This window comes from Mesorhizobium sp. B2-4-18, from assembly GCF_006441385.1.
GTDB classification, from domain to species: Bacteria; Pseudomonadota; Alphaproteobacteria; order Rhizobiales; family Rhizobiaceae; genus Mesorhizobium; species Mesorhizobium australicum.
The window spans coordinates 1-12,905 of record NZ_VFUW01000015.1; the positions used below are offsets into that span (position 1 = coordinate 1).

The following is a 12,905-nucleotide window of genomic DNA, read 5'->3' on the forward strand; positions in this document are numbered from 1 at the left end:
GGTCGCGCCGGTGGCACCTGTCGATCCTGTTGCTCCGGTATCGCCGGTTGCGCCGGTCGAACCTGTCGCTCCGGTATCACCCGTGGCGCCGGTCGAACCAGTCGCTCCGGTGGAGCCTGTCGTACCAGTAGAGCCGGTCGCCCCGGTCGCCCCTGTGGCACCTGTATCGCCGGTCGCACCTGTGGCTCCGGTTGCACCAGTCGAGCCAGTCGCGCCGGTAGAGCCCGTTGCACCGCTCGCTCCGGTCGAACCTGTGGCGCCGGACGACCCTGTGGCACCTGTATCGCCGGTCGCACCTGTGGTTCCGGTCGCGCCAGTGGAGCCGGTTGCACCGCTCGCTCCGGTCGCACCGGTCGAACCAGTGGCGCCGGACGACCCTGTGGCACCTGTATCGCCGGTCGCACCTGTGGCTCCGGTCGCGCCAGTGGAGCCGGTTGCACCGCTCGCTCCGGTCGCGCCGGTCGAACCTGTGGCTCCGGACGAACCTGTGGCACCCGTATCGCCGGTCGCACCTGTGGCTCCCGTCGCCCCCGTCGCACCTGTGGCACCTGTCGCGCCAGTCGGTCCCGTCGAACCGCTCGCGCCAGTAGAGCCCGTGGCTCCTGTCGCGCCCGTGGCGCCGGTCGAGCCGGTCGCACCCGATGAGCCGCTCGCGCCAGTAGAGCCTGTGGCCCCAGTCGAACCCGTGGCGCCAGTCGAGCCGGTCGCACCCGATGAGCCGCTCGCGCCAGTAGAGCCCGTGGCTCCTGTCGCGCCCGTGGCTCCAGTTGCACCCGTTGCGCCGGTCGAGCCCGTTGCGCCAGTAGCGCCGGTCGGGCCCGCGGGGCCAGTCGCCCCCGGGGTGCCAGCACTGGCGACAGTTAGGGTGCCACCAGCAAAGTGATTACCATCATTGCCCGGCCCGAATTCGTTGATAGGCGTGGTGACGAAAGAATAAGTCGGCGGGTTGGTCAGTTGGAGGCCATTGGCCGGATTGAAGTCGGCGTCGACAGGAGTAAGTGTACCGTACAGGTCAAAGCCACTATCGTAAATTAAATAGGTATGCGTAACGTCTGGAACTGTAATAGTTGCGGAAAAAGTTGGTACTCTTCCGTTGCTTCCAGATGGAAGGTTAAAGCTACCGACGACTGTGTCGTCGGAATTAAGGGTTGTACCATTTGTATCGACCAGGTAGTACGTGTTAATATTGTTTCCGTTACCAGTAGCTATAAGTCCAGCAAGTGTCAGATCGCCCGATGTTGCAAGCACGCCGGTGTAACTTGCCACACCATACGAAGTCAGCGGCGGCAAAGGCGCAGAGGCTCTAGCCTGTGTGGATAATTCCCAGGTGCCGCCCAAAGCCGCTGCGCCGACCAGCGATCTCGATGCGAAGACGTCTGCGCCGATTGCCTCTTCCAGTGCAGCCACGAAGGTCTCGCCAGCATTCCCCGAAGCCGTCTCGCAGCTCCACAGCCGCAGTTCGCCGTCCGCGGTAAGCGCCCTGCCGATTGCGGCAAGATCCTCAGCCTCTTCCTTCAGTGTGGCGACCGACCATTCTCCCGCGGCCAAACTAACCCGGCCAGGCGCGCCATGCGCCAAGACGTGCACCGCGTCGAGCCCTTCGTGCCGCGAGAGCGCGGCGGCAATCTGCCGTGCCGCCGGTCGGCGGCCATCCAGCACTATTGCCTGGACTTCGGGTCGCAAATTGCCAAGGACGGTCTGGAGGTCGGAGATCGAAGGATCGATAAAAAGAATTTCAGAGGCGCGGGCCATGACTGGCTCCTGTTGGCTTTGAATTCAGTTCAAGGGAAAACCGCCCATCGGCTTGGCCGGTGAGCGGTCAGGAGAAGGAGCTTGGGCAGTCATCGTCCAGACGGCCCGACGGCGCCGTCGGGACGTGCAACAGTGGGGCTGTCTACGCGGAGGAAGCTGCAGGCCTGGAAAGTCCCGCCGTCGTCAAACGTGCCAATCGCCAATGAGCCGGCCGCGGCCGGAACCTTGACGGCGACAGCGACGGCGAGGCTTCGCTTGACGGCTTTGGGAAGAATGACCTGACCGACGATGGCGCTCTTGGCCGTGTCGACGATAAAATAAGGCACATTTTCGGTCGTGTCGCCGATAGGCAAGACGCCTCTAACGGCAACTTCCATGACCGCAAACCCTGTTATGTAGCTCATCTGGTCCTCCTCGGTAGCGGCGACTGCGCCGCGCCTTTCGTGTTCGGCCTTCTACAAGCCGCCCGACCGAGCGCGACGCGGACGGTCTGCGGGATGGGTGGGCATCATGGATGAGTGGGCAGATGCCGGGCGCCTTTGTGCGCCACGTGTTCCAATGGCGCGCCGAGCTGGTTTTTGATTGTTCGTCTGGCAAGCGGCAGCTCGATATCCGATCTCTAGATCGGTTCCGATGTCCAGCCGCGACTGGTTGGGTGGTGGCGAAGCTAAGGCTTCACGTTTCCTGCGATGCGCACGCGATCTTACCCGACTCACGAATTCACTCCCGTCATGTTCACGCCGATGTCTCGGCGAAAACTTGAGAGGGACCTCCGGAACGGGAACCCGTCCGCCTCCAGCAGAAGGACAAACGCATACGCGGCAGCGGACGCTTAGCGAACGCACCTGCTTCAGCCGCGAAGTGGCCTAGCTACTCCAGAACTTCTAAAACCCTCTCAAGAACGCCAACCCACCCGCGAACTGCGCGAGTGCCCTCAAGGCTGTACATTAGTAAACAGAAAATTAGGGATTTGTAAACTATAAGCGAACGGATAATTGATCAGGGGGCGGGTGCGGGGCCATTCTTTAACGCAGTTGCTGAAAATTGTTCTTCAGAACCCTGCCCTTAACGTCTCCTCTCCAGCCCTTGCCATGTTGCAAATGTGATCAACGTCAAGCGTGGCACTCCTCTGGCGGGACGCCACTTAGAACCTCCGATCAACATTTCTCGATCTTGACGACACCTGGCAAATGGCGGTGAACTAATCGAGGGGCGGCGTGACGGACCGCCGCACGGAGCCGACGATTCAGATGACAAGCCGCAAGCGCCTCTGCCTCAACATGATCGTAAAGAACGAGATGGCGAACCTTCAGCGCTGCCTCGCAGCGGTGACCGACCACATCGACTGCTGGGTCATCGGCGATACGGGCTCGAGCGACGGGACGCAGGATTTCATCAAATCGTTCTTCGCTGCCCGCAACCTGCCGGGCGAGTTGCATGAGTTTCCCTTCCTGAATTTCGAGCAGGCGCGTAATGCAGCACTTGATCACGCCTACGCCTCGGCACTCGCGTACGACTATCTGCTATTTGACGACGCCGACATGGAACTGGTGGTCGTGGACGTAGGCTTCCGAGAACAACTCGTCAGTCCTGGCTACCGGCTGCTGCAGCGATCGGATTCCGGCCTGGCCTATTGGAACACCCGCCTGGTCAGGCGCGACTCCGGTGCGCGCTACCATGGCGTGACCCATGAATATCTCGACGTGCCCGACGGTGTGCTGGAACTGCGCAGTGCCTGGTACAAGGACCACGCCAGCGGATCGAACCGGGTCGACAAGTTCGAGCGCGACGCGAAGCTGTTGCTCGAAGCTCTTGAGACGGATCCTGAAAATCAGCGCTATTGGTTCTATCTGGCGCAATCCTATCGCGACGCGGGGCGGACGGCTGAGGCTGCGGTGGCCTACGCCAAACGCGCTGCCATGGGCGGTTGGGACGAGGAAGCGTGGAACGCACGCCTGCAGGGGGCCCGCTGCTTGCGCAAGCTCGGCGACGAGCCAGGCTTCGTTGAGCAGGCGCTTGCCGCCTTCAATCAACGGCCGCAACGTGCTGAGCCGCTCTATGACCTGGCCAGGTTCTACCGCGACAAGGGAATGAACGATGCCAGTGTGCTGTTTTCCGAAGCGGGGCTGGCGATCAAGCGGCCCGAGCAGGACATCCTGTTTCTCGAGGACTACGTCTACACGACAGGCCTGCTGGAAGAGTTTGCGATCGCCGCGAACTATTCGCGCGATCCTGTGCGCAAGGACCGCGGCTTCGCGGCTTGCAACTGGCTGGCGCTGAACCGGACCATTGGCGACGGCCCTAGGGAACTGGCGTGGTCCAACCTGTTCTTCTATGTGCAGCCCGCCAAGACGATGATGCCGTCCTTCAGCGCGCGTCCGGTGGGCTTCACGGCGCCCGATGGCTATCGACCGTCAAACCCGTCAGTGGCTCGATTGGGTGACCAGATCGTGCTCTTGCAGCGGACGGTCAACTACACCCTGGCCGAAGACAACCTGCAATATGACACGCCGGGTGGAGTGCCGGTTCACACGCGCAATTTCCTTCTCCGATTGAGTGATGAGTTCGCCATCCAGTCCGCAAGCGAGGTTTTGCCACCGGCCGATATGCCGGAACCCGCTAACGACCGTGTTCTCGGATTTGAGGACATGCGCCTGTTCGCTTGGCGCGATGCGTTGTGGGGCGTCTCTTGCGTGCGCGAATTGACGGAGGAGGGTTGGTGCGAGCAGGTCGTCGCGCGCATTGACGAGGGCGCTTCCTGCCGCCTGGCCGATTGGCGCGTGCTCCGTCCGGCGGGGCCGCGGGTGCACGAGAAGAACTGGATGCCGCAAGTCAGGCCGGGCACGGTGGGGGCAGGGGCGTTGCAATTCATCTACCTCTGCGATCCCACCCGGATCGTCGACGAGCGGGGCTCGACCCTCAGCGAGACTCCTCCCGCAATTGCCGCCACGAGTTTCAGGGGTGGAACGCAGCTGATCGCATTTGCCGGCGGGTGGCTCGCATTGATTCATGAAGTCCAGTGGCGGGCCGCCGAGAAGCGGCGTTACTACCTGCATCGATTCGTCTGGTTCGATGAAGCCAACACCTTGCGAAAAGTAAGCCGTCCGTTCTTCTTCGACAAAAAGGGCGTCGAATTCGCTGCCGGGCTGGCGTGGCACCCTGACGAAAGGCGTCTGCTGATTTCCTACAGCGTCACCGACAGCGAGTCCTGGATCGCGACCGTCGACGAGGCGGAGGTGAGGTCGCTGCTGGAGGATGTGGACAGCCTGCCATTGGGCGCGGCCGGTACAGCGTCCAGGCTGACGGTGGCCTCTGGGCATGGCGCTCCGCAACCGAAAGCAGCGATCAAGCCTGACCGCGCTGACGATGGAGCCATGAGCCACACAAGCCAAGCGCCGTCGGAAGGCAAAGACCTCGGCGCCAGCGGCATGAAGTCGACAGACGAAATCTTTCATGAACTCGCGCCATTTCTGCGCGAGGTCGATTCTTCGCTGCAGCGGCGGGAACGATCGCGCCAATTCGACGCGCGGATGTCCCGCTTCCTTGGCAGCGACGACACGGCACTTCCGCAGATCAACTGCTTTTACCAGGTGATGTTCGACAAGGCCGAGCATCGTACATTGATCGCCGCCACAACGTCGATGCGAGCGACAGGCCATCCGGTGCGGGTATGGAGCTACGCGCCCGAGAAGCTCGATTTCCTCGTCCCCCACGGGATCGAAGTCCGCAATGCCGACGACGTCATGCCGCGGGCCTTGTTCGAGCGCATCGTCGCCGGTTCCGAGATCCGGTACTTCAGCGATATCTTCCGCTACGCCCTGCTTTACGAGCATGGCGGGCTATGGATGGATTCCGACGTCATCCTGCTGCGTCCCTTTCCCTTTTGCGGCGAATACTTCTTCAATCTGCAGTGGCGCGGATCGCACAAGGGTCATTTTGTTTGCGGCAACGTCATCTATGCCAGACCCTACAGCAGTCATCTCAGGGCGCTGTATGAGTTGTCGATCGAACGCTTTCACGCCGCACACGGCAAGGAGTTCGGCGACATCGGCCCCAAGCTTCTGTCCGATTACATTGCTTCCGATGCGGGAGCCGCGCTGCGGGAATGGGTGTTCAGCCCGATGTTCTTCAACACCATCGATTGGAATGAGATCGATCGGTTCGAGAAGCCGATTGGGGAATTGGCCGACTATCTGAACGATGAGCGGGTGTTCGGCATCCACCTGTGGACGGCACGCAACGAGGCCCGGCATGCCGGCGAAGGGGCGCCACTGATCTCGTCGCTGATCCGCCCGCTCGATCGCTTTCCCACGTTCGCGAGCCTCGCCGACCGCTTCAATACCGACAAGAACAGGCACACAGGCAACCGTCACTGCTATGCGAGGATCTACGATCGCCTTCTGTCGCCCCGGCGCTTGTCCATGCAGCGGCTGATGGAGATCGGCCTGTGCCGCGGTCTGGCCGAAGGCAACCAGACCGAGACCCCATCCGTCTCGCTGTGGCAGAGCTATTTTCCCTTCTGCCAGGTGATCGGTGTCGACCTGACGGATTTTTCGCGGCTCAACAACGAAAGGTTCAAATCGTTCATCGGTGACCAATCCAAGCTGGACGATCTGCGCGGCATCGCCGCCAAGCTCGAGCCGGGCTCGCTCGACGTGATCATCGACGACGGCAGCCACGCCTCGTTCGACGAACAACTGACGCTGCGCGAGTTTTTCCCGCTGCTCGCCGAGGGCGGCTGGTATTTCCTGGAAGACCTCGACTGGCAGCCGCCCGGTGAGGACCTCGGCAAGATCACGCTGACCAAGACCCTCCTGCGGGAAATCCAACAGCACGGCACGGCCCGCTCCGTCGATCCGCTGGGGGTGAGCGTGCTTGCCGACCAGTTCTCCGAGATCCTGTTCTTCGACAGCCACTATGAGTTGAACAGGGCAAAGCTGCTTGGTGGCCTTGTGGCTATCCGCAAAGCGCGGGAACTGGGGACATTCGATAACAATCGGAACGAGAACCGTCGGCTCAATGTTTGAGAATTCGAACGATATCCACCTGTTGTCGGTCCCGAGCGACCCGAGGCGATATCTGATTCTGATACGCGCTGGATCGAAGCGTCGCCCTTCCTTTTTTTCCGTGATTCCGCAAGCGGAGCGCCAGTATGACCTCGCGATAAATTACTACGCCACGCCACACCCGGACGATATTCTTCGAAATAGGGCCGAAATCGTTTTTGCTGGCGGCCGATCAAAAATGCATGGCGCTAAACGGTTCTTCGAGACTACAGGTCTTCATAATATCTATGAGGGAGTTCTATTCCTTGATGACGATATAGAAATTCTTTTCAATCCTGATGCGTTTTTTGCCATTTGCGAAGAATATTCGCTTGATCTCGCTCAACCCGCCTTGACCCCGGATTGCATCGACGCGATGGGGCTGACGCGCGAGCATCCCGGCCTCAAGCTGCGGACCACGAATTGGGTCGAGGTCATGGCCCCGTTCTTCAGGCGTGCGTTCCTGAAGGAGATGCTTCATTCCTTTGACCTATCGATCTCGGGATGGGGACTCGATCTATATTGGGGTCATCACCTCTCGGATCGCTGGACGGCGGGCATCGTCGACGAATTTCTTATGCGGCATACCCAAGTAAGCAATCACGAGACGGGTGCATTTTACTCGTATCTTCACTCAATCGGCGTTGATCCTTATGAGGAGATGAAATCAATTCTTACCATGATTGATACCAATCCTTACATGGCTAGGCCGATACGTTTTGTCTACCGAACGTATTCCTTTCGAGCATAGAACCTATGCAAGGCTTCGTGTGAAAGTGGCCGTTTACACCATTGCGTTGAACGAGGCAGCAAACGCGGAGCGCTGGGCCAATTCGGCCGTCGACGCCGACTATCGCATTGTCGCCGACACCGGCAGCACCGATGACACGGTGGCGCGGCTGACCGCTGCCGGCGTTACCGTGCACCGGATATCGGTCCGCCCATGGCGTTTCGACGATGCCCGCAACGCCGCCATGGCACTGATCCCGCCCGACGTTGATGTCTGCTGCACAATGGACATGGATCGATTTCTCGAGCCCGGCTGGCGGCCGAAGCTGGAGGCGGCCTGGACGTCAGAGACGACGGCCCTTTATTGCCAGACCGTCTACAGATCGAGTGTTGATGATCCGACGCCGCTACGAAGCTGGCCGGCGAAAAACTTTCATCATCGGTGGGGCTATCGGTTCAATCGACCTGTCCATGAGGCCCTGGTCTTCACCGGAGAAAGGGAAGTCACGGCGAACAGCAACGACATCGTCATGTTCGAGGTGCAGGATCTCACCAAGCCAACAAGGAGCAGCTACCTGCCGCTGATGGAAGTGGCGCACAGGGAAAATCCCGACGACACACAGATCTGCTTTTGGCTCGGGCGGGATTTGATGTGGGCCAACCAACAGGAGCGGGCCGTTCCGTTGCTCCAGCGCTACCTCGCATTGCCGACAAGCAAGTGGGCGGAAGAACGCTCCGAGGCGATGCGCTACATCGCCCGCATGCTACCGGAGCAAAGATTGTCCTGGCTGGACAAAGCCCGGATGGAAGCGCCTCATCGCCGCGAAATTTGGCTCGACATTGCCGAGGAGTTCCACGGCAAGGCTGACTGGCTGAACCTCTTCTGGGCCTGCGCCAACGGGATCGAGAAGACGCACCGTACCGGGAGCTATCTCGACGACCCTAACTGCTGGGGCTTTCGACTGCATGACCTCGGTGCGATCGCGTCGTGGCGCCTCAATGTCATGGACCGGGCGGTGGAGTGGGGGAGAAGAGCGCTTGAACTCGATCCGAACAATCAGCGGCTCAAAGACAACCTCGATTTCTTTGTTGGTCACCGAGACAGCTTGCGGGCAGGCACATGAACGGTTCGTCTTTCAACCCCGCGCGGCTATTCACGGTATTCGGCACCGTCATGTACGTCGAGCCCATCACGGGTGAGTTGCGACACGGCCCTATCGAGAGCAGCCCGGCGAACGCATTTTTTGAGTCGGACAGGAGTTCGGGAGGTACAAACCGCCAGGGTCGGCTGATCCACGACGTCGACAGTTCGCCAGTACCGATCGCCTGCTATCCTGACACCTGTTTTTCCGTCTCACAGTCGCAACGTGAAAATCGGCCAGTCGATCCCACGGTATTCGAATTGATTCCGCTGGAGCGTGGTTTGCTGACGCTGAAATCCCGGGGGCTTTTTTTGTCGGCCATACCCGACGGCCACGTAAGGCTTGTGGCGTCTGTCTGCAGCACATGGGAATTGTTCATTGCTTCAGAGAACTGGTGCACTGAAGCCACCCCCGAAGATAGCGAGATGTGGCGCGGCACCGAACCCGACTTCGATGGTAAGAGGATAAAAAGCTACATAATCCATCCGAAAATAAGAGCCGCGTCTAATAGACACCCTATCGGCCTCAAGGTTCTAATATATGGCTACACGAAATGGTCGCACGGTCGGGTCTACTATGATCTATCACGCCGCCTACAAGGCAGGGGATTTGTCGTCGATATACTTGATTGGCAAACAAATCACGTCGCATATATAGATAAATTGTCGACGTACTATGACCTGTATATAACGTCTCTTGATGGTGTTTCGACGCTTGCGGACACATACAATATTCCTTACGATAAGATAATTGCTATATCCCATTCAGAATTTGATATTCGTATGCTAATTGACCAGAAAGGGTTGGATGTATTCAAGAAATTCGCAAATTTTGGGGTGGTTAGTGAACAGGTATATTCTGCCTCGGTAACCCGCGGTGTACCGAGAATGCCAAAAGTAGTGCCGCTGGGAATTGACTATCAAAGCTTCTTTTCCAAGCTGCCTGAACGTTTGGAAACAGTCGGGTACGCCACGTCAATGTCCCTAAAGATTTATGATGTGGAGTTGAAGCGCGGAGAACTCGCCGAGGCGGCCACGCGGGAAGCCGGCTTGGCGTTCAAGGTGGCCGGCTCGACAGAAAACCAGATTTCATTTCACGATATGCCAGAGTTCTATCGGAGCGTCGACGCGATTGTGACAAGTTCCGTCAGCGAGTCCGGTCCGCTATCGGTCATGGAAGGGGCGGCCGCGGGAAGGCTCGTAATCGGCACGCCAGTAGGCCACTTTCCTCTAAAGGCCTATCAGGGCGGCGGCATCATAGCGCCGATCGAACCCGACAAATTCAAGGCTTTCACCAGCGCCACCCTTCGCTATTATAAGGAAAATCCCGCTGCCTTTGCCGAGAAGTGTCACGTAACGAGGGAGATTGCGCGGAAGTTCGACTGGCAACACGCAATTGACGAGTGGATCGAGTTAATAGAGAATGCTAGACCGCCGTCCTCGCAGCACACTCAAAGATCAGACCTGGATCCTGGCGAAGAATACCAATTTACTTCAGACTGGTTCTCCAACAATGTACCGGTTTGGAATTCGTTGATTGACGACATAAAACCTGCAAGGATCCTTGAGGTGGGGTCGTTTGAGGGTCGATCAACTTGCTATCTAATCGAGAATTGCTCGAAGTTCGGGCCAATCGAGATTTATTGTGTCGACACCTGGGAGGGAGGGGTCGAGCACGACAAAGACTCTATGGGCGAAGTGGAACGGCGCTTTGATTACAACTCTGCTCTTGCGGGGCGACGAGCCACCCATGTGGCGTCTGTGACGAAGTTGAAAAAAACCTCAACGGAGGCGCTTTCCGAGATGATTGCGCGACGAGACGCAGCGTTCGATTTCGTCTATATTGATGGGTCGCATCAGGCTCCCGACGTGCTTGCAGACGCTGTACTTGCCTTTAAGATGCTTCGCGTTGGCGGCATCATGATATTCGATGACTATCTATGGGGATTGGGGCCGGCTGGCCAGCAAAATCCGCTAAACATGCCAAAACCGGCGATAGATGCATTCGTAAATATGTTCCAACGAAAATTAAGAATCATATCCGGCCTTCCAATTTGGCAATTGTATATCGAAAAGAAATTTAATTGATCTTAGTTTGAATCCACAAGGGTGCTGGTGCGTTGTCTTTATGGCATCATCTGATAGTGTCTGAGCGAGCACAAACAGCTCGCATTCTATGCGCCATCACTTTCCATTTCGATCTGACCCGCCTTGGTTACTTGGCGGAAGTCCTGCGTTCGCTTGCGGAATATCCAGTGGCCGCCATGGACGTGATAATCGTAACTAACACGCTCCACAAAGATGAATTGGGCCTACTCAATCGCCTATCTAGAGAGACGCTGACGAAGAACGGGGTGTCGGTCCGCAGTTACGGTGATCTGACTGACGGTTGGGATCTAACGTGGTGTCACAAGTCGATTATCGCTAGGGAATTCATTGAGGAGAATCACGGCCGCTACACGCATTTCATCTATCTCGAGAACGACATTCGCCTTAGTTTTCTCAATTTTTGCTATTTCGTAAAGTACCGCGAGGCGCTCCGCGGATTTGGGCTACTGCCGTCGTTCATTCGGGTGGAATACAGCACAGCCCTCGGCGGCTTCACCTCCAGCGACGTTTTTTGGCCGGTTTACGTACCGGTTCAATCCCATGTGTTACTAGGTGATATGGTGCTGGTGAACATGCCGAATCCTTACAATCCCCTGTTCATCCTCGATCTCGAACTGGGTGTGGAATATGTCCAATCGCCCTCATTCGACCGACAGGCAAGCAGGACAGTATGTCGATGGGGTGTGGCGGAGCGGGCAGCTATGGGGCTGTGCTTGGAGAATGTCCCGGCACCCTTCCAAAGTCGATACGTTACGCCAATTTATCAGAAAACCGACACAGTTCCGGCCTTTGCATGGGTATGGCACATGCCGAATAACTATGCCGACAATCCGCGCTCGGCTCTGGGTAAGGTTCGGATGGATCGGATGTTCGTCGGCGCGGGAGAACTGGGGCAAGACGGCCGCTGGAGCACAACAGATCCCGTCGCAATCGACGTTGGCGATCGGGACGGTGGGCGTTCGGCTACCGCCGGTCGGCCTGATCAAAGTCACCACGAAAAGCCCGCTGTAGCGGACGTCGATGCTGTCAGTGTCCACGCCTCGGCGGTAGTCGAAAATGTGCAAGCATTCCGGGATCTGTATTACCTCGTGACTCGTCACGATACTGTTATGTTTGTAAATGACGGTTCGGTTTGCCACGCACCTTTTGGTGTCGCGCCGTGGAACCTCGTGATTGAGCTGGCCGCTCAGAAGGGCCGATTGCTGAAGCGAGAAAAATCCCTAGGAGAGGTTCGCCAGTTATCGGTCGGGAGATCGGATAGCGATATGGGTCACACGGATCTTGATTGCGATATTGAGAATTTTTCCGATGGAAGCATCGGCGTCCGGACTGGCGACCACTATCTAGGATCGGACCTCGATGGCGTGGTTCGCGCAAAGAATTGGTGTCGGGATTGGGAGCGTTACCAGCTAGTTAGAGCCGACACGATCGAAGGTTTGGCGCTTCTACGCCGTTATTCCTGGCTATGCCATACTGATCGACAAATATACTCTTTGGCCGCGCAGCCGATTGACTTCGGCAGAGAACTCGCCGCTGAGTCCAGCGCGCTGGCGGCGTCGCTTGCACCAGGAGCAATTGCGTTCCGTCGCAAAATCGCATTTGGGCCAGTTGCTCTGAAACTGACCGAGAGGCGCCCGCAAATCGTCTTTGAGCCATGCAATCCGGCTCTCGGGCAAATCATTCCCGAGCGACTAGAAATACTCGACAGCAACACGGAGGCTCAAAGCGATTTCTCGCTCTTTCGACCGCTCATCCATTTCTCGCTCGGAAACGAGAATTCGGAGCTTGAAAAGCTTCGGCATTCTCTGGACTCGTTAAGCCGCGAGGCAGGGCTTGGTGCCACAATTTGCATTACGAGCGCCCAATCCGCTACTGACCTAATGCAGTTGGTTCCGGAGCAATATCGAAGTGGCGCGCTATTTTTGGATGCCGAGATGACAGGTGCTTTGGTCGGCATACTCGACTTTCATCCTGTGGTTCATGCTGATGCGGGATGCACATTTGGTACCGATCTCAAGGGAGACCTTATAGAGCTGCTCGTCTCGCCCAAGGGAGAGTTGGTGCTAGGCTCTGGATTAAAAGCGTACGCGAGCGCACAAACTATCTGAGACCTGGATGGTCCATGCCGT

Annotated in this window: 8 protein-coding genes; 6 read left to right on the forward strand and 2 right to left on the reverse strand. The window is 57.9% G+C overall.

Annotation, left to right across the window (positions count from 1 at the left end; translation table 11 throughout):
• A partial coding sequence (locus FJ527_RS26885; RefSeq protein ID WP_246677823.1) for a DUF4347 domain-containing protein occupies window positions 1-1,683 on the reverse strand: 1,683 nt, incomplete at its 3' end.
• Between FJ527_RS26885 and FJ527_RS29755 the strand changes: the two genes are divergently transcribed.
• The gene (locus FJ527_RS29755; RefSeq protein ID WP_246677825.1) at window positions 1,570-1,815 is read left to right on the forward strand and encodes a hypothetical protein; all 246 of its coding nucleotides are present in this window, start codon (window positions 1,570-1,572) and stop codon (window positions 1,813-1,815) included. The two genes, FJ527_RS26885 and FJ527_RS29755, sit on opposite strands and share 114 nt — an antisense overlap.
• 26 nt (window positions 1,816-1,841) lie before the next feature.
• Here FJ527_RS29755 and FJ527_RS26890 read toward each other — a convergent pair whose 3' ends face one another.
• Complete coding sequence (locus tag FJ527_RS26890; RefSeq protein WP_140824469.1) at window positions 1,842-2,156, reverse strand: hypothetical protein; 315 nt, start codon at window positions 2,154-2,156, stop codon at window positions 1,842-1,844.
• Between the two features lie 813 nt (window positions 2,157-2,969).
• Here FJ527_RS26890 and FJ527_RS26895 point away from each other — a divergent pair.
• The 5 genes from FJ527_RS26895 (at window position 2,970) to FJ527_RS26915 (ending at window position 12,884) form a co-directional block, all read left to right on the forward strand.
• Window positions 2,970-6,779, forward strand: a complete 3,810-nt coding sequence (locus tag FJ527_RS26895) for a glycosyltransferase (protein ID WP_140824470.1) — start codon at window positions 2,970-2,972, stop codon at window positions 6,777-6,779.
• Entirely contained in the window at window positions 6,772-7,548 is a 777-nt protein-coding gene (locus FJ527_RS26900) for a hypothetical protein (RefSeq protein ID WP_140824471.1), read from the forward strand. Before FJ527_RS26895 ends, FJ527_RS26900 begins: the two co-directional genes overlap by 8 nt.
• A gap of 25 nt (window positions 7,549-7,573) precedes the next feature.
• Window positions 7,574-8,650, forward strand: a complete 1,077-nt coding sequence (locus tag FJ527_RS26905; protein WP_181166503.1) for a glycosyltransferase — start codon at window positions 7,574-7,576, stop codon at window positions 8,648-8,650.
• Window positions 8,647-10,755: a class I SAM-dependent methyltransferase gene (locus FJ527_RS29515; protein WP_210241270.1), complete on the forward strand. Its 2,109-nt coding sequence runs from the start codon at window positions 8,647-8,649 to the stop codon at window positions 10,753-10,755. Before FJ527_RS26905 ends, FJ527_RS29515 begins: the two co-directional genes overlap by 4 nt.
• A 167-nt stretch (window positions 10,756-10,922) precedes the next feature.
• On the forward strand, window positions 10,923-12,884 hold the full coding sequence (locus tag FJ527_RS26915) for a hypothetical protein (RefSeq protein WP_140824473.1): 1,962 nt from the start codon (window positions 10,923-10,925) through the stop codon (window positions 12,882-12,884).
• Window positions 12,885-12,905: the final 21 nt, after the last annotated feature.